Below are 17,923 nucleotides of genomic sequence, written 5' to 3' on the forward strand. Positions count from 1 at the left end.
TCGTACCCGTCGGTGCGGTGCCCGGACGCGGGCCAGGGGCGGACCGTGGCGGTCCACCCCTGGCAGGCGCGGCGTCAGCGGGACAACGGCAGGCGCACCGCGCCGTCCGCGACCGGGCCCACGGGGTGGGCGCAGAGCATCGCGAGCTTTGCGATGATCTTGTCGGCGTCGTCGAACGGGTCGAGGTCGGAGACCTCAGCCGGCTCCAGGGGTGGCACTGTCACGTGCGAGATGAGCGGGTGCAGCGGGCGGACGTCCGCCTCGCCGGTGCCCAGCAGGTTCTCGTGCAGTTTCTCTCCGGGTCGCAGGCCGGTGTAGTCGATCGGCACCGAGCTGGCGGCCTGTTCGATCATCTGGCGGGCCAGGTCGTCGATCCGGACCGGCTCGCCCATGTCGAGCACCAGCGCCTCGCCGTCGCGGCCGATCTCCGCGGCTTGGAGCACCAGATGGACCGCCTCCTGCACGGTCATCAGGTAGCGGGTCACGTCGGGGTGGGTGACGGTCACGGGTTGGCCGGACTCGATCTGCCGCTGGAATGCGGTCACCACGGAGCCCCGGCTGCTGAGCACGTTGCCGAAACGGACACTCAGGAAAGTGCCCGGGTGGGTCGCCGCGGCGTGCGCGGTGAGCCGCTCGGTGATCCGCTTGGAGTAGCCGAGCACGCTGACCGGGTCGGCGGCCTTGTCGGTGGAGATGTTGACGAAGCGGGCGACGTCGCGGCAGGCATCCAGCACCGACAGCGTGCCCCAGACATTGGTCTTGATCGCCTCGCCCGGGTGCCGCTGCAACAGCGTGAGGTGCTTCAGCGCCGCCGCGTGGAAGATGATCTCGGGGCGGCGCACCCGGATGATCCGCCTGATCTCCTCGTCGTCGCGCAGGTCGGCAAGGATCAGCTCAGGTCCGTCGAGCAGGGCTCGACCGTGCAGCGACATCTGAAGGCCGTGCAGCGCGGATTCGTCGCGGTCCAACATCATCAGCTCACCCGGGTCGGCCCGCATGATCTGCCGGCACAGCTCCGAGCCGATCGAACCACCCGCGCCGGTGACCAGGATCCGTCGCCCGGTCAGCCCGTTGCCGGACAGGGTCAGGTCACCGACCACCTGGCGCCGGCCGAGCAGGTCGCTGATCTTCACGTCCCGGACGTCGGTGACGGTGATCCGGTGGTCGACCAGGTCCCGCACCGGCGGGAGAACCTTGAACGCCGCCCCGGCCTGCAGGGTGGCTTCCCGGATCTGGCGGATCAGCGTGGCATCCGCATTGGCGACAGAGAAGATGACGGTGCTGGCCCGGGTGCGCCGCACCGCGTCCCTGACGTCGTGCCGCCCGCCGAGCACCCGGATCCCCTCGACTCGCAGATCTCGCTTGTCCGGGTCGTCGTCGAGGAGCCCGACCGGAAGGTACCTGCTTCTCGGGTCGGTCATCATTGCCCGTAGCAGGCCTTCGCCGGCAGAGCCGGCGCCGAAGAGCAGCACCCGGCTCGCGGCGACGGCGTCCGGTCGCAGCGCCCGGTCCCGGCGGTGCCGGTAGGCGGTCCGGAGGCCGAGCATCAGCAGCAGGGCCATCGCTCCGCCAGCGACGGGAGTGCTCGCCGGGACCGGCCGCTCGCCGGAGGCGAGCAGTCCGAACAGCACGAGTGCGGCGGTGGCCGTGGTGGTACTGGCCAGGCCGCGGACCTCCTGGAGGCTGCCCAGGGGATGCCGGCCGGACCAGACCTGGCGCAGCACGCCCAGCGCAAGGTGGAGCAGGCCGGCCATCACGCCGACCGTGGCCATCCACATCGCCTGGTCCACCGTCAGGTCGAACTCCTGCCGGGTCGAGGCGGCGATGAGGAATCCCCCCACCCAGGCCGTGACGTCGGCGGCGAGGTAGCTGGCCCTGCGCCGCCAGCCCCGGCGGCGTCGGTTGCCCTCCGCGATGACGGGTGTGGTGGTGGCGCTGTGTGGCATGGCGACTCCCCATTTGTGGTGCCGTGGCATTGCTGGCGGTGAACCGGGCTTCTCTAGTTGTATTCGGTCAGAAAGACACAAAAGGTGTGTTTGCGGTAAACAGTCAGTTATTGCGCAGCCCGGATGTCGCCACGACGTCGTCGAGCAGTCGTTGGAGGCGAGCCGACATGACCTCGCGGGAACGGTGCTCCTGGATGAAGCGGCGTCCGCGACGGCCCATCTCGACGAGGGTCGCATCGTCCAGTTCGGCGAGCTTGCGCAACCCGGCGGCGATCTCGCCGCTGTCCACTGTGAGGCCGGAGTCGCTGGTCAGCAGGATGTCCTCGGGCTCGCCGGGGCAGTTGTTCAGCACCGGCAAGCCCGCGGCCAGGTAGTCGTAGAGCTTGTTGGGGCTGGCTCCCAGCCGGTACACAGGGCTGTAGGCGAGGACGTGCACACCGATGTCCGCGCCACCGAGGATGGCCTGCAACTCCTGCTTCGGCACCGGGTCGAGGAATCGCACGTTGGTCAGGCCCTCCGCGCCGGCCCGCTGAACCAGCTCACGTTTGTCGTGCCCGTCGCCGATCAGGACGAAGGTGTGCTCGGGTAGCTCGGCGGCGGCGTCCAGCAGCTTGTCGAGACCGTTGATCGGTCCATGCGCTCCGGCGAACACGATGAGCCGTCCCCGTACCGGTACGCGGTCGCGAAGCGGTGGGTACACGTCGGGCCTGAGGTCGAAGTCCGCCGGCTCGGCGCTGTTGCTGACCCACCCGAGTTTCGACTCGTCGACTCCCCGCGCGGTGAGGTAGGAACGCCAGCCGTGGGCGACCATGACGATCCGGTCGGCCCGGCGGTACAGCCAGAGCTCCAGGAACCGCAACGCACGGTGGATCAGGGACCCCGACCGCAGATATCCCGTACTGACCATGGCCTCCGGCCACAGGTCGCGGATCTCCAGCACGAACTTCGCCCGCCGCAGCCGCGCCACCGCCCATCCGGCCACCGGGGTCAGGATGTGCGGGGACGAGGCGTACACGACGTCGGGCCGCGGTTGGCGCAGCCCGGCGACGAGAGCGTTGCGGGCATAACTGAACCAGCTCAACACCCGACGATGGTTGTTGCGGGTGTAGCTGGTGACCGGCACGGCGATGAAGTGCGGGTCGTCCGGGACGTACGCCTGCTTGGAGATGTGGTCGAGACCGGCGGTGACGATCGTCCAGTCCCAACCCTCGAGCCGGCCGAAGAGCTCCACGTGCCGGGTACCGCCGGAATGGGAGAGCGGCTTGGCGTAGTGGTTCAGGATGAGAACTCGGCGTGCCGCCGGACGGTGCTCTGCCACGGTGCGGCCTCCTTCATCTGTCCGGGGTGGTCAGGTCTGGGTGCGGGGCGGAGGACGGCGGTGACGGCGAGGATCCAGCAGAATCGGGTGTCGAAGTAGTCGCCCGAGAACATGGCGGCGATCAGCACGTAGATGGCCCCGACGGCGCAGGTGAGCTGCTCCTTGGGGACCGACGTCCAGGGCCGGCCGTCCCGCCACCAGCACGCGGCCGTGAATCCGATCAGGATGAGGGCGGGCAGCCCGGACTCGGCGGCCAGCCCGGCCAGGTAGTTGTGCGGGTAGCCGATGCCGACGGTCGCGTAGAAGCTGTCCAGACCGCCGCCGAGGAGGGGGTGGTCGAGGAAGATCCGCCAGGCCGAACGGAGCAGCTCCGGCCGGGCGGAGAAGTCACTGCTCTGGATGCCGGTGCTGGAGTAGCGGGTCTCCATCATCGTGGCGAGCCAGGTGTCCACGAAGTAGGAGACGGCCCAGATGGCCAGCCCGCCGACCGCGAGGGTGCCGAGCAGGATGCTGAGCCGTCGGCGGGCGAAGACGACGAAGTACGCCGTCCCGGCGCCGATCAGGGCGATCAGTCCGCCCCGTGATCCGGAGAGCAGCGCGGCGACGGCCAGCAGAGGTATCGGCAACATCAACCACCACCGACGCCAGACGACCGACAGCCCGATCGAGGCGATGATCCCCAGCGAGATCACGCGCACGAAGACATTCGGACCGCCACCGAAGGCGGAGTACCTTCCCTGTCCCTGCGGGCCGACGGCGAGCGCGCCGAGTGCGTAGACCAGCGCGGCGACCACCATCAGGACGAGCAGCGTGCGGGCCGCCCGCCGCGGGTCGGCGGCCACCAGCACGGTGGCGACCAGCACGAGGAACCAGAGGGCGATCAGATCCCAGCCGGCCTTCTGCAGGCGGGCCCCGTCCGGGGCCCAGAACGCGGAGGCCAGCTGGAGCGCGATCAGCATGCTGAACAACGCGAAGACCCTGGGCCACGGCGGCGTCATGCCGTTCACGGATCGGTCGATCTGCCAGAGCAGCACCATCAGCAGCAGCAGGGCGTAGGCGGGAACGCGGGGATCGTGGATTCCGTACGTGGGGAGTCCGACCCGATCGAGGGAGAAACGTCCGGCGAGTGCCAACACGAACAGCAGCGTCATCAGCGTGACGGAGTACCGGGCCCCGGCGGCCCGCTGACCCGGGGCCGACATGGCCGGCCGACCGGCACTGAACAGGGTGTCCGGAGGGCGTGGGCGGGTGATCGACGGCATCGCTGCTCGCCTCCCTTGGTCAATCGAGCGCGGCCGAGGAGGCCGGCCGTCGGTCGTCGGTACGGAACGGGTGCGCTGCGGTGGCGGTCGTCCGACGGGGTTCCCTGGCGCACGCGCAGACCGCGAGGACAGCGCCGACGCCGTACGCGATCGCGGAACCGACCGCCGCACCGAGGGCCCCGTAGCGGGGGATGAGGAGGAGGTAGGCGACGAGAGCGACCGCCATGGCGGGTACGTCCGCGATCAAGGCACCCCGGGCACGCCCCGCCGCCAAGCCGAGTGCGATGGCCACCCGGCTGACGCTGTAGCAGGCCGCCGCCACGGCCAGCGGCACCAGCAACCCGACCGACTCCCGGTACTCCTCGCCGAACACCGGCACCACCAGCAGCCGGCCGGTGACCAGCAGGGCGAGCCCGGCCAGCACGCCGTACCCGGCGGCCAGGAACAGCGGGCCGGTCCGGCGCAGGTCGCCCGCGAGATGGCGTTGGTGCCAGCGCGGCGACTGGGCGTCGGTCCAGCTGATCACCGGCCAGATGGCGAACTCCGCGACGGTGGCGACGACGATGTAGAGCCCGAGCTGTTCGTAGGACCCGAGCCAGGGCAGCAACAGCCGGTCGGCGCGCAGCATCACCAGTCCGGCGACGGTGGCTGGTAGCAGCCGCAGACCGAGACGGCGGGCCGGGCCCAGATCGTGCGGTGGGTCGTCCGTGGCGGGGGTCCGACGCAGCAGCACCCAGGCGACCGCCGGTCCGGCACCCAGCGCGACACCGTAGGCGAGCAACCAGAGCTGTGGCGTGTCGATCTTGGCCGTCGCGAGCAGCACGGCAATCGCGACCAGGGCGGATTGACCGACCACCGTGGAGACCACGTACGGCCGCAGCATGCCGGCCGCCGTCGCGCCGGTCCGCAGCGTCGCCGCCGTGAGTACCGTGAAGCCGGTGACGAGGCAGCTGGCGACGGTTGCCAGGCCGCCGGCCGGCGTCCCGCTGCCCAGCGCGTAGAGGATAGGTGCGGCGGCCACTGACACCAGCAGGGCCGGCGGTATCACCAGCCGCAGCGCGTCCGCCGCGGCGCCTCGGGCGCCGCGCCGCAGCGGCACGGTCGCCAGATAAGACTTGTCGGTACCGGCCATCGCAAGCAAATTGGCCAGGTAGGTGACCTGGAGCAGTAGTGCGAAGCCGCCCCGACCGGTGGGACCCATGGCACGCGCCGACAGCGCGTTCACGGCGAGGCTCGCCGCCCCGGTGATGAGCTGTCCGGCGACCAGATGGCCGGCGGTTACCAGCGAGGAGCGCCGACGGGCTCCCGTCGTCGCATCTCCCGTTGCCGCGGACGGTGGCGTGGCGGCGAACGGTGTTCCGCCGGCGGCCGAGACGCCGTGTGGGCCGGGCCTCACCCGATCCGTCCCGTCACCGCAGCGCTCCGGCAGCGTCCGTGGCGAGACGGGGTGTCGGGCCCGGGGCAGGGCGGTCAGCCGGCGCGTCGCACAGTGCGCGGACCGTGGCGGCGACGCGGTCCAGGTCCGTGTCCTGCCACCGGATGTCGCTGTGCAGATAGAGCATCCGGCGGGACAGGTCCAACTGGCGGCTGGGTGTTGCCCTCGCCGGGAGCGTCCAGAGCACGGCCGGGTAGATGTTCCGGGCGATCAGCCCTGCACGGACGGTGTCCCGGCGTTGTGGGGTGTCGAACTCAAGGACGACACCGAAGGTCCGACCGTGCACGGTCATGCCGGGTTGGTGGCCCAGGGCGGCGGCCAGGTGGACCGAATTGGCGATCCGGCGGCGGCGCAGCTCAGCGACGGGGAGGACGGGCAGCACCTGGCGGGAGTAGTCGGAGATGGCGCTGACGACGGTTGATCGCAGGCCCGCCTCGGCCGCCGCCGTGAGCGTCAGGTAGGTCTCCTTGTCGATGGACGCACCATCCAGATAGGCCCGTTTGAGGCACATGGCTGCGAGGTTCCTACCGGCGTTGGCCAGGTGTTCGGAATCAGCCTCGGGGGCTGGCGGCAGGGGCCGTCGCCGGTGGGACCACACCGCGCCGCCGTCGGGCAGCGGCAGGGTCTTGCGGAGTGACGCGAAAAGATAGTCGGTGGCGAGTTGGTCGGCCCACGGCGCAGTCGGATCGTGGGTGAGGTCCACGATCACCTCAGCCTCGGTGGCAGGGAGGGTGGGCTGCGCACCGAAGTAGGCGACCACGACCACCACCTCGGTCGGACCGGCGTTCGGCGGCTCCTGCTGGCCCACGGGTCCGGCGTCGTACCGCCGGATCGGCAACAGGCCGGTGACGCTTTCCACGACCTCGGGGCAGTAGTACGCGGGTAGGTGTACCGCCGTCCAGCCCCGATCCCGCCGGCCGAACTCGATCAGCGCGCGCAGCGCCTGGCGTCCGGAGCCGTACAGGCGCATCGGCGGCAGTTCCGTGCGGGCATCCCCCGTGGGGATGAACAGTGGAAAGGCGGACCCGTACTCCCAGCGGTCCGTCGCGATCAATGGACCTGCTCCAGTACCGGCGGCACCAGGCCGATGTCATCCACCTCGGCCGGGGTCTGGCCGACGATCTCGCCGCGCCGGAACGGTTCCGCCACGGTACGAAGCAGGATCTTCAGGTCGAGCCAGAGTGACCAGTTGTCGAGGTAGGCCACGTCAAGGTCGAGTCGCTGGCCGAAGGTCAGCGAGCGGCGCCCACTGACCTGCGTCAGCCCGGTGATGCCGGGGCGGACGTCGTGCCGGCGGGCATGGTGTGCGCTGTACCTCGGCAGGTACTCCATGACCAGCGGGCGAGGGCCGACGAGGCTCATCCGCCCGGTGAGCACCAGGGTCAGCTCGGGCAGTTCGTCGAGGCTGGTGCGGCGCAGGAACCGCCCGAGGCGGGTGGTCCGCACCTCGTCGGTGGTCCAGGCCTCCTCGTCCGGGCGGGGGTCCCGCATGGTGCGGAACTTGTGGAGGGTGAACGGCTCACCGTGCAGGCCGGGCCGTACCTGACGGAACAGCACCGGCCCTCCCGATGTCACCAGGATCGCCAGCGCGATCACGGCGATGACAGGGCTGAAGAGCACGAGGAGCAGTGCCGCGCCGACGACGTCGATGACCCTTTTCGCGCGTGATGCCGCTACCACCACTAGCTCCATTCTCGCCGCGGGGGCGTCGAATCTCCGCCGCGCCGACGGTCGGGCCCTCTCGGGGGCCGTTGCCCGGTGCGCAGCCGGATCAGTTCTATCAGGAGATTTGTAACTTTTTGGGGTCTTTAGGCAATTCGTGGACTGCTGGCGGGATGTGACCGGATCAACCGGTCTCCGGTGGGCGTCGTCCGCCGGCACCTGGAGCCGGGAGTTGTTGCCGGTACTGCGGGAAGAAGCTCGGGTCCGGCTGCCAGCCCGGATCGAGCCGGATCGCCTCGGCGTGATGGTCCCGGGCCAGTCGGTCGTAGCGGGCCTGGTCCAGCACCCGGCTTCCGGTCGAGTACGTCACCAGGTTGTCCGGTGCGAACGCGCGCTTGTAGCGGAAGATGCCGTCGTCCGGCGTGTACCCGCCGCCGAGGATGAAGCGGGACCGGCCCTGCTGCCGTCCCCAGTGGAAGATCTCGAACTTGAGCAGATCGTTCGGTCGCAGGTCGAACGCTTCCTCGTCGGTGCCGCCGAGGAAGGAGTACATGTTCCGGCCCGAGACCAGCACCAGCTCGGTGGAGACGACCCTGCCCGCGTGCCAGGCGTGGAACAGCACCGCCTGGCCGGGCAGGTCACGGAGCAGGGAGGTGAAGAACGAACGAGGGAAGTGGTAGCCGTCGGCCGCCTGCCTACGGTGCATGGTCGCCTGGTAGATGCGCAGGAAGTCGTCCAGATGGTCGGCGGACTCGTCGACCTCGACCGTCACTCCCTCGCGGCGGGCCCGATTCACGTTCTTGCGGACCTTGTGTTCGAACTCGCGCCACATCTGGTCCGGCGCGGTGTGCAGGTCCCGCACCACGTTCACCAATCGCGGTTGGACCCGGCCGGGATACGGCAGAAGCTGGTCGGGGAACAGGTGCAGGCGGCAGAACTCGCTGACCACCCGGCGGGAGCGGCAGAACTCGTCGAAGGCGAGCCAGAACTCCTTGGCCTCGACCTCGTCGACGCCCTCGTGAAAAGCGCCGCCGCTGCCCCCGTACGGGCTGGTGATGTCGTACGCCGGTGTCGCGCAGTCGGACAGATGAGGCGCGTCGACCGGCCGCAACAGGAATGGATAGAGGACGAAGCCGTTACGGGTGCGCGCGTACGCCGCCAGGGGTTCGTCTCGCTCCGTGGCGAAGAGCCGTACGTAGCCGGGGTGCGCGCACACCTCTCGCTCGGCCCACGCCTCGTGCACCGCCCGCCAACGCGCCTGGTCCCGGCATTCGCGGGCGTTCCAGATCTCCAGTTCCATCAGCACCACCTGGGGTCGGGCCGGGGCACGGTCAGCGGCGGTCGAGAAAGCCCGCGATCGCGGCGGCCACCCGAGCCGCCTGGTCCTCGGTCATGCCGGAGCCGCTGGGCAGGGTGAGTCCGTCGGCGAAGAGCCGTTCGGCGGCCCCGGAGAGCACCCGGTCCGCGTCGGCGAAGACGGGTTGCAGGTGCAGCGGCTTCCACACCGGCCGGGTCTCGATGTTCCGCGCCGCCAGGTGACTCGCCAGGTCCGCCGCCCGCCAGCCGGCGGCCTGTGGGTCAACCACGACGCTGGTCAGCCAGCAGTTGGCACCCATGTCGTGGTCGGCGAGCACGCGGACGCCGGGGGCGGCGCCGAAGAGCTTGGCGTACCGGTCGCGGTGGGCTCGCCGCCGAACCAACATCCCGTCAAGCCGGCGCAACTGGGCCCGACCGAGCGCGGCGAGCAGGTTGCTCAGGCGGTAGTTGTAGCCGGTGTCGAGGTGCTCGTAATGCGGTACCGGTTGCCGTGCCTGGGTCGCCAGGTAGCGGCAGCGCGCCACCAGCGCGGCGTCGTCGGAGACCAGCATCCCGCCGCCAGAGGTGGTGATGATCTTGTTGCCGTTGAAGGACAACACGGACGCCTGGCCGAACGAGGCGGCCGGGCGGCCGTTGCGTACTGCGCCGAGCGCTTCCGCGGCGTCCTCCACGACGGGGACGCCGGCCGACGCGCAGATCGGCAGGATCCGTTCGTAGTCGGCGCACGAGCCGAACATGTCCACCGGCAGCACGGCGGCCACCCGTCGGCCGGCTCGCCGCAGGTCGTGCAGGGCCCGTTCGAGCAGCGCCGGGTCGAGATTGCCGGTCTCCGGCTCGCAGTCGACGAAGACCGGCTCGGCTCCGGTGTAGACGGCCGCGTTGGCGGTGGCGACGAAGGTCAGCGTAGGCACCACCACGACGTCACCGGGCCGCGTGCCGAGGGCGAGCAACGCCAGATGGAGTCCGGCGGTGCCGGAGGACAGGGCCACGGCGTGAGCGCGTCCGACCCGGTCGGCGACCTCCCGCTCGAACGCGTCGATCTCCGGGCCGACCGGCGCTATCCACCCGGAGCGCACCGCGCTGAGCAGGTACGACTCCTCCAGCGGACCGACGTCCGGCGGCGAGAGCAGGACCGGGTCGTCCGCCATGTCCGCCGGTGGTCGACCGGCAATCTGTTCGCGTACCACCATTTACGGCAACCCCCGGTCATCGGCGGGGCGTGCGCCCCACTCGCCTCCGGGGAGGTCAACGACGAAGCGGTCCGGCGGTGTTGCCCTATTGAAAACTAAGATCCTCTTTCGCGTTTCTCGTCCGCTTCATCCCTCCTGGTGGCAGCCGCCCCCCACCGGTAGAGTGCGGCGGCCGGCGGTGCTGGATCGCCCTGGAACCTGGGGAGTTGCGCGATGTTGCACCTGCGGATCATCGCGCCGGCCGACCGGTCCACGGCGGTTGCCGACCTGCTCGCGGGCGACCCTGGGGTCGCGCACCTGGCCGTCATCCCGGGCGTCGCCCGACAGCCAGCCGGCGACCTGATCCTCTGCGACGTCGTGCGGGAGAGCGCCGACCGGGTCCTCGTCCGCCTGCAGGAACTCGACGTCGAGGCGCGGGGCGGCATCTCCGCGGACGACGTGGAGCTGACCCTGTCCGAGACGGCGAAGAAGGCGGCCCGCGACGCGCCGGGGCACGGCGAGGACGCGGTGGTCTGGGACGAGATCGCCGCGAAGACCGGCGAACAGACCGTGCTGACCGGCACCTATCTGGTGCTCATCATGGTGGCCACCATGATCGCCGGGATCGGGGTGTTGCTCGACCAGCCGATCCTGATCGTCGGGGCGATGGTGGTCGGCCCCGAGTTCGGCCCGCTGGCCGCGCTCTGCGTGGCGCTGCTGCGGCGCAACCGGCAGGTCATCGGCCGCTCGGTCACGGCTCTCACGGTCGGCTTCCTGGCGGCCATGGTGGTCACCGTGCTCAGCACGTGGGCGCTCACCGCCGTCGGGCTGGTCGACCGGGGCATGCTGCTGGCCGAACGGCCGCTTACCGACTTCATCTGGCGACCGGACGCGCTGTCCTGGGTGGTCGGCCTGCTCGCCGGGGTGGCCGGCATGCTCTCCCTGACGTCGAAGAAGTCCGGGTCGCTGGTCGGTGTGCTGATCTCGGTGACCACCGTGCCGGCGGCCGCCAACGTCGCCGTCGCCGCCGCCTACGGCGTCTGGCGGGAAGCCGGCGGTTCGGCGCTCCAGCTGGTGATCAACCTGTGCGCCATCGTGGTCGCCGGCCTGCTCACCCTGGGCGTGCAGCAACTCTGGTGGTGGCACCTCGGCGGGCGGGTCCGGCGTCGGACGGCCCGGCAGCGGGTGACCGGCCGCTGAGCCGGCTCAACCCCAGTCGTCGCCCGCGTCCAGCCGTCGGGTGAGCAGGTCACGCAGCGGGACGGACTCGCCGTCCCGGCCGCCCCGCCCGACCACCAATGGCGCGGGGTCGGGCCGCGGGTCTGCGCCGAAGAGCCGGGACCGCATGCTGGCCGGCACGGTGAGCAGGTGGAAGCGCCCGTCGGTGTCCACGGCCCGGGTCAGCGCCCGGTCCACGTACCAGCCGGTGAGCCGGGTGCGGTAGCGAGCCCGCCCGTCGTAGGACCGGGCAGTCAATCGGCTCGTGCGCAGGCCGCGGCGGGTCGCCTCGGCGGTGAACCAGGCCACCAGCTCGGCCGCCGCCGCCTGCTCGGCGGCGCGGGCCTGCTCGTCCGCTTCGGCGTGCGCCCGTACCGCGCGGCGTTGCCGCTCGCGCCACTCCAGACCGTCATTCGCACCCACCCCCGCGACGGTACGCCCCACCCCTCCCAGTCCACCTGCCCGCTTGCCCACCCGAGCCCTGTCCTCGACCCCGCAGCGAAAGGGTTCAGGCAGGCCGGGTGCGTCAGGCCAGGCCGGCGCGGCGCAGTGCCTCCAGCATCTCGCTGTTGGCCGGCGCGGGCGCGCCTCGACCCTGCCGCTGCTGCGGCCCGCCCCGCGAGCCGCCCCGGTCGCCGCGCCCGGCGCCGCGCGGAGCGCCCTGACCACCGCGCTGACCGCCCTGGCCACCGCGCTCCCGGCCGCCGCGGTCGCGGCGTCCGTCACCGCCCGGGGCCTCGTCCTCCAGCCGCAGGGTCAGCGAGATGCGCTTACGGGGCACGTCGACGTCGAGCACCCGGACCCGGACCACGTCGCCGGACTTCACCACGTCGCGCGGGTCCTTGACGAAGGTGTGCGACATGGCGGAGACGTGGACCAGGCCGTCCTGGTGCACGCCCACGTCGACGAACGCGCCGAAGGCGGCCACGTTGGTGACCACGCCCTCCAACACCATCCCCGGCGTCAGGTCGCTGATCTTCTCGACGCCCTCGACGAAGGTGGCCGTCCGGAACTCCGGGCGCGGGTCGCGGCCCGGCTTCTCCAGCTCGGCGAGGATGTCGGTGACGGTGGGCAGGCCGAACGTGTCGTCGACGAACTCGGTGGCGCGCAGCCCGCGCAGGATGGCGCTCTGCCCGATCAGCCCGCGTACGTCGGTGCCGGTGCGGGCGAGGATCCGCCGGACCACCGGGTACGCCTCGGGGTGCACGCTGGAGGAGTCCAGCGGGTCGTCGCCGCCCGGGATACGCAGGAAGCCGGCGCACTGCTCGAACGCCTTCGGTCCGAGCCGGGGCACCTTCTTCAGCTGGGCGCGGGTGCGGAACGGCCCGTTGGCGTCCCGGTGCAGCACGATGTTCTCGGCCAGCCCGGCGCCGATGCCGGAGACCCGGGTGAGCAGCGGCGCCGAGGCGGTGTTGACGTCGACCCCCACCGCGTTCACGCAGTCCTCGACCACCGCGTCGAGCGAGCGGGACAGCTTCACCTCGGACAGGTCGTGCTGGTACTGCCCGACGCCGATCGAGCGCGGGTCGATCTTCACCAGCTCGGCCAGGGGGTCCTGGAGGCGGCGCGCGATGGAGACCGCGCCGCGCAGCGACACGTCGAGCCCGGGCAGCTCCTGCGAGGCGTACGCGGAGGCGGAGTAGACCGACGCGCCGGCCTCGGAGACCACCACCTTGGTCAGGTTCAGCTCCGGGTGCTGCTTGATCAGGTCACCGGCGAGCTTGTCGGTCTCCCGGCTCGCCGTGCCGTTGCCGATGGCGACCAGTTCGACGCCGTGCGCGGCGGCCAGGCGGGCCAGGGTGGCCAATGAGGCGTCCCACTGCCGCCGCGGCTCGTGCGGGTAGATGGTGTCGGTGGCTACCACCTTGCCGGTGGCGTCGACCACGGCCACCTTCACGCCGGTGCGCAGGCCCGGGTCCAGGCCCATGGTCGGGCGGGTGCCGGCCGGCGCGGCGAGCAGCAGGTCACGCAGGTTGGTGGCGAAGACCCGGACGGCCTCCTCCTCGGCCGCCTGCCAGAGCCGCATCCGCAGGTCGGCGCCGAGGTGGATGAGGACCCGGGTACGCCAGGCCCAGCGCACCGTGTCGGTGAGCCACCGGTCGGCGGGCCGCCCCTGGTCGCTGACCCCGAACCGGCCGGCGATGGCCGCCTCGTAGCGGGTGGGGCCGGTGACCACGGCGTCGGAGTCGCCGTCGGCCTCCGGGTCCATGGTCAGGTCGAGCACGCTCTCCTTCTCGCCCCGGAACATGGCGAGGATCCGGTGCGAGGGGAGCTTCGTGAACGGCTCGGCGAAGTCGAAGTAGTCGGCGAACTTGGCGCCGGCCGTCTCCTGGCCCTCGCGTACCCGGGAGACCAGTCGGCCCCGCGACCACATCTGCTCGCGCAGCGTGCCGATCAGGTCGGCGTCCTCGGCGAACCGCTCGACGAGGATGGCACGGGCCCCGTCGAGCGCGGCGGCGACGTCGGCGACCCCCCGGTCGGCGTCGACGAAGCCGGCGGCCGTGGCCCGCGGGTCCTGCGCCGGGTCGGCCAGCAGCGTGGCGGCCAAGGGCTCCAGCCCGGCCTCGCGGGCGATCTGCGCCCGGGTCCGCCGCTTCGGCTTGTACGGCAGGTAGATGTCCTCCAGGCGCGACTTCGAGTCGGCCGCCATGATCTGCGCTTCCAGGGCCTCGTCGAGCTTGCCCTGGCCGCGGATGGACTCCAGCACCGCGGCGCGCCGCTCGTCCAGCTCGCGCAGGTAGCGCAGCCGCTCCTCCAGGGTGCGCAGTTGCGCGTCGTCGAGCAGGCCGGTGGCCTCCTTGCGGTAGCGGGCGATGAACGGCACGGTGGCGCCGCCGTCGAGCAGCTCCACGGCCGCCCGCACCTGCCGTTCGGCGACGCCGAGTTCCTCGGCGATCCGCTGGTGCACAGACTGGGTCACGATCTGATCCGCCTTCTCGGGTGGGTTCGGCAGTCATTGTGCCGGTCGGGTCATCGCCGGCCGCGCCGCACCCGCCCGTCCCATCCGGCACACCGGTCCCGCCGGCGGGCAGGCGCATCACGACCCGGGGCACGCTGCGCTAGCGTGGCGATCATGGAACAAGCTGCGGATCCGCGGGCCCGGCGGCTCTTCGGGGGCAGCGCCCGGGCGCTCGGCGACCTGGCCGCCAGCCCGTTCCGGGCCGACCGGGACCGGATCGTCGGCTCGCCGTTCTTCGCCCGGCTCAACGGCGTGACCCAGGTCATCAGCCCGGGTGGCTCCGGGCTGCTGGTGCACAACCGGCTCACCCACAGCCTCAAGGTGGCGCAGGTGGCCCGGGCGATCGCCGAGCGGCTGACCGCCGACCCGGTCCACCGGGACCTGCTGGAGAAGCTGGGCGGTTGCGATCCGGACGTGGTGGAGGCCGCCGCGCTCGCCCACGACCTCGGTCACCCGCCGTTCGGGCACCTGGGTGAGCGGGTGCTGGACCGGCTGGCCCGGCAGCGGCTCGGCCTGTCGGACGGCTTCGAGGGCAACGCCCAGTCGTACCGGATCGTGACCAGCACCGAGATCCGCGGCGCGGCGACCACCGGGCTCGACCTGACCGCCGCCGTCCGCGCGGCGATGCTGAAGTACCCGTGGACCCGGCTGGACCACCCCGACCCGCACCCGCGGCACCTCGACCCGGCGCCCCGGGGCGCGGCGCCGCCGCCCGACGACCCGGAGAGCGGCTCGGTCAAGTTCGGCGCCTACCGGACCGAGCTGGACGACCTGCGGCAGGCCCGCGAGCCGTTCGCCGGCCGGATGCCGGACTGGCAGCAGACCCCGGAGGCGTCGGTGATGGACACCGCCGACGACATCGCGTACGCCATTCACGACGTGGAGGACTTCTACCGGGTCGGGGTGCTCCAGCAGGGGGCGGTGGCCGCCGAGCTGATGGCCTGGCAGCGCGAGTACGGGCACCTGCGGTCGATCACCGCCTCGGCGTTGGAGGCCGCGGGCCGGCGGCCCGGGGCGGCGATCGAGCGACTGCGCCGCCAACTGCACCGCAAGGACGCCTGGATCGCCGACGACGACGCGTTCGCCGCCGCCGTCGAGCACGTCCGGGAGGAGCTGGTGGAAGGGCTGCTGGCGCTGCCCTTCGACGGCTCGATCGAGGCCGAGCAGTACGTCGCCCGGTTCTCCGCCCGCTGGTCCACCCGCTTCGTGGCGGCCATCACGGTCACGCCGGAGCCGGACGTCCGCTCCGGCTACGTGCGGCTCGACCAGGCGCAGTGGCACGAGGTGCAGGTGCTCAAGTTCGTCCATCACCGGTTCGTGCTGGCCCGCCCGGACCTGGCCCTGCACCAGCGCGGCCAGGCGCGGCTGCTGGACACGCTGGTCGAGGCGCTCTGGGAGTGGCTGCTGGACCCGGACGAGGAGTCCCGGTTGCCCCGCCGCCTGCACGACCTGGTCGAGCTGGCGGAGGCGGAGTTGCACCCGCGCACCCCGGACCGGATCGGCCGGGCCCGGGGGCGGGCGATCGTCGACTTCGTCGCGCAGCTCACCGACGGCCAGGCGGTGGCGATGCTGGACGCGCTCTCCGGCCGCTCCGGCGCCCTCTGGACCGACGCCTTCGTGCTGTGACCTCCCGGTGGGGCGGGCGGGAACGGAAACCGGCCCCGCCCCACCGTCGGGCGATGAACCTCAGCCTCTTCCCGGCGGCCCGGTGCTGGCGAACGCGACCGGGTCGTGGTCGTGACCCCGCTCGGGCTGGACCGGGACCGAGGGCCGCGGCCCGCAGACCCGCTCGATGTACTCCTCCGCCGCCGGCAGGGCGTCGAAATCGGCTCGCAGGGCGGCGACCCGTAGGAGGTCGTGCCACTGGCCACGCCGGAACACCGCCTCGCGGTCCCGGCCCTCGATCCGCCAGCCGCAGTGACGTACGTAGGCTCCCAGGCTCGCCTCGTTGAACGGCAGAATGGTGCTGTGCAGGCGCCGGAGGCCGACCTCGTAGAAGCTCCAGGCCATGGTGAGCATGATCGCGTCGGTGCCGGCCCCGCGCGGGGTCAGGCCGGGCATCAGCTTGATCCCGGTGAGCGCGCTCTGGTTGTGCCAGTCGATCTCCCACAGGCCGGTGAACCCCCACGGCTGCCCCGACACCGGATCGGCGACGGTCATCCGCTGGACGCTCGGATCGGCGTGGGACCGCCGTAGCCATTCCGGCTGGGCATCCCGGGACACCGGCCAACCCCAGCCCCCGACCTTGTGCCGGACCTGTTCGTGGTTCGCCAGGTCGGCCAGGAAGTTCAGGTCTTCCGTGTGCGTGGGGCGGATCGCCACCAGGCGGCCGTTCAGCATGGTGCTCCTCGATGAGACGGCGAGCCGGCGGAGGGGGCACCGGATGACGGGCGGAGCCTGCCGAGGGACGGCTCACCCAGATGGTCTACCAGACATAGCGGGGGAACAGGGGTTCAAACGCCCGGCAGGTCCTCAGGCGACCGCCTGCCACCAGCCGTCGACCGCCGGCGGGTCGTCCACCACCACCCGCTCACCCGGGCGTGGCACCGCCAGCCGGATGTCCCGCGCCTTTGCCTCGGCCCAGAGCCGGTCCACCGGCTCGGACCAGTCGTGCAGGGCCAGGTTGAAGGTGGCCCAGTGCACCGGGATGAACAGCCCGCCGCGCAGGTCCAGGTGGGCGGCGACCGCCTCCTCGGGGAACATGTGGATGCTCGGCCAGGCCCGGTCGTACGCGCCGATCTGCATGAGCGTGACGTCGAACGGGCCGTGCTCGGCGCCGATCCGCGCGTACCCGTCGAAGTAGCCGGAGTCGCCGGTGTAGAAGACCCGGCGGTGCGCCCCGGCGATCACCCACGAACTCCACAGCATGCCGTCCCGGCGCAGGCCACGGCCGGAGAAGTGCTGCGCCGGGGTGGCGGTGAGGGTCAGCCCGGCCACCTGGTGGCGCTCCGCCCAGTCCAGCTCGATGATCCGTTCCTCGGGTACGCCCCAGCGGTCCAGGTGCGCGCCGACGCCGAGCGGCACCACGAACGGCGCGGACTGGTGGGCGAGCAGCCCGCGCACGGTGGTCATGTCGAGGTGGTCGTAGTGGTCGTGCGAGATGAGGATGGCGTCGAGGCGGGGCAGCTCGTCGAGGCGGACCGGCGGCTGGTGGATGCGGCGCGGGCCGACCAGCGCCGACGGGGAGCAGCGGTCGCTCCACACCGGGTCCAGCAGCACCCGGCGCCCTTCGATCTCCACCAGGGTGGTGGCGTGGCCGTACCAGACGACGCCGAGTTCGCGGCCGGCGTCGACGGGCGCCGGGTCGGCCGGGCGCAGCAGCGGGACCGCCGCGGTGGGCCGGCGCTTCTGCTTGCCGAAGAGCAACTCCTTGAGCAGGTTGCGGCCGGGATCGGCGATCGTCGTCCGGGTGCCCGCCGGATTGTGGAAGGTGCCGTCGCGGAAGCGCGGCGAGCGCGCGGCCCGCTCGGCGCGGGCGCCGCGCAGCCGGCCGCCGAGCTGGGCGGGCACGTCCCGGGCCGCCCAGGCCAGGCCGCTCACCGCGGCCAGGCCGGCCATCCGCCACAGCCGCCCGCCGAGGGCCCGCTCGATCTCCCGGTCCGCTGGTTCCCGCATGTTCTGTCCCTCCGCCGTCTCC

At 71.9% G+C, this 17,923-nt stretch carries 14 protein-coding genes; 2 read left to right on the forward strand and 12 right to left on the reverse strand.

Translation table 11 applies throughout. The features are described 5' to 3' along the window. Nucleotides 1–74 precede the first annotated feature (74 nt). From AB0I11_RS12880 to AB0I11_RS12915, 8 genes are all read right to left on the reverse strand, one after another. Nucleotides 75–1,946 (reverse strand): polysaccharide biosynthesis protein, encoded by a 1,872-nt coding sequence (locus tag AB0I11_RS12880; protein ID WP_357318143.1) that lies wholly within the window; start codon nucleotides 1,944–1,946, stop codon nucleotides 75–77. A gap of 103 nt (nucleotides 1,947–2,049) precedes the next feature. Beyond that, nucleotides 2,050–3,264 (reverse strand): glycosyltransferase family 4 protein, encoded by a 1,215-nt coding sequence (locus AB0I11_RS12885; protein ID WP_357318146.1) that lies wholly within the window; start codon nucleotides 3,262–3,264, stop codon nucleotides 2,050–2,052. Next, nucleotides 3,222–4,415: an O-antigen ligase family protein gene (locus tag AB0I11_RS12890; protein WP_357318149.1), complete on the reverse strand. Its 1,194-nt coding sequence runs from the start codon at nucleotides 4,413–4,415 to the stop codon at nucleotides 3,222–3,224. The genes AB0I11_RS12885 and AB0I11_RS12890 overlap by 43 nt, the downstream gene beginning before the upstream one ends. Before the next feature lie 130 nt (nucleotides 4,416–4,545). Next, the gene (locus AB0I11_RS12895) at nucleotides 4,546–5,727 is read right to left on the reverse strand and encodes a polysaccharide biosynthesis C-terminal domain-containing protein (protein WP_357318152.1); all 1,182 of its coding nucleotides are present in this window, start codon (nucleotides 5,725–5,727) and stop codon (nucleotides 4,546–4,548) included. A 208-nt stretch (nucleotides 5,728–5,935) separates the two neighbouring features. Continuing rightward, the gene (locus AB0I11_RS12900; RefSeq protein WP_357318155.1) at nucleotides 5,936–7,015 is read right to left on the reverse strand and encodes a hypothetical protein; all 1,080 of its coding nucleotides are present in this window, start codon (nucleotides 7,013–7,015) and stop codon (nucleotides 5,936–5,938) included. Continuing rightward, nucleotides 7,012–7,641: a sugar transferase gene (locus AB0I11_RS12905; protein ID WP_357318158.1), complete on the reverse strand. Its 630-nt coding sequence runs from the start codon at nucleotides 7,639–7,641 to the stop codon at nucleotides 7,012–7,014. The genes AB0I11_RS12900 and AB0I11_RS12905 overlap by 4 nt, the downstream gene beginning before the upstream one ends. A gap of 166 nt (nucleotides 7,642–7,807) precedes the next feature. After that, a complete protein-coding gene (locus tag AB0I11_RS12910) occupies nucleotides 7,808–8,923 on the reverse strand; it encodes a GNAT family N-acetyltransferase (protein WP_357318162.1) in 1,116 nt (371 codons plus the stop codon). A gap of 31 nt (nucleotides 8,924–8,954) precedes the next feature. Continuing rightward, complete coding sequence (locus AB0I11_RS12915; protein ID WP_357318165.1) at nucleotides 8,955–10,088, reverse strand: aminotransferase class I/II-fold pyridoxal phosphate-dependent enzyme; 1,134 nt, start codon at nucleotides 10,086–10,088, stop codon at nucleotides 8,955–8,957. 255 nt (nucleotides 10,089–10,343) lie between these two features. Between AB0I11_RS12915 and AB0I11_RS12920 the strand changes: the two genes are divergently transcribed. Next, a complete protein-coding gene (locus tag AB0I11_RS12920; RefSeq protein WP_357318168.1) occupies nucleotides 10,344–11,309 on the forward strand; it encodes a DUF389 domain-containing protein in 966 nt (321 codons plus the stop codon). A gap of 6 nt (nucleotides 11,310–11,315) precedes the next feature. Here the strand turns inward: AB0I11_RS12920 and AB0I11_RS12925 are convergent, their stop codons facing one another. Both AB0I11_RS12925 and AB0I11_RS12930 read right to left on the reverse strand, forming a co-directional pair. Further along, entirely contained in the window at nucleotides 11,316–11,750 is a 435-nt protein-coding gene (locus AB0I11_RS12925; protein WP_357318171.1) for a hypothetical protein, read from the reverse strand. Nucleotides 11,751–11,853: 103 nt separating this feature from the next. Continuing rightward, nucleotides 11,854–14,247 (reverse strand): Tex family protein, encoded by a 2,394-nt coding sequence (locus tag AB0I11_RS12930; RefSeq protein WP_357318174.1) that lies wholly within the window; start codon nucleotides 14,245–14,247, stop codon nucleotides 11,854–11,856. Nucleotides 14,248–14,400: 153 nt separating this feature from the next. On the opposite strand from AB0I11_RS12930, the gene dgt reads away from it, so the two are divergent. Continuing rightward, nucleotides 14,401–15,912 carry a dGTP triphosphohydrolase gene (dgt, locus tag AB0I11_RS12935; RefSeq protein WP_357318176.1) on the forward strand — a complete coding sequence of 504 codons (1,512 nt, stop codon included), beginning with the start codon at nucleotides 14,401–14,403 and terminating at the stop codon, nucleotides 15,910–15,912. A 60-nt stretch (nucleotides 15,913–15,972) separates the two neighbouring features. Here dgt and AB0I11_RS12940 read toward each other — a convergent pair whose 3' ends face one another. Continuing rightward, entirely contained in the window at nucleotides 15,973–16,626 is a 654-nt protein-coding gene (locus AB0I11_RS12940) for a GNAT family protein (RefSeq protein WP_357318179.1), read from the reverse strand. Between the two features lie 132 nt (nucleotides 16,627–16,758). Next, nucleotides 16,759–17,901, reverse strand: a complete 1,143-nt coding sequence (locus tag AB0I11_RS12945) for an MBL fold metallo-hydrolase (RefSeq protein WP_357318182.1) — start codon at nucleotides 17,899–17,901, stop codon at nucleotides 16,759–16,761. Between the last annotated feature and the right edge of the window lie 22 nt (nucleotides 17,902–17,923).

The sequence above is a fragment of the Micromonospora sp. NPDC050495 genome (genome assembly GCF_040655175.1).
Taxonomy (GTDB): Bacteria; Actinomycetota; Actinomycetes; order Mycobacteriales; family Micromonosporaceae; genus Micromonospora.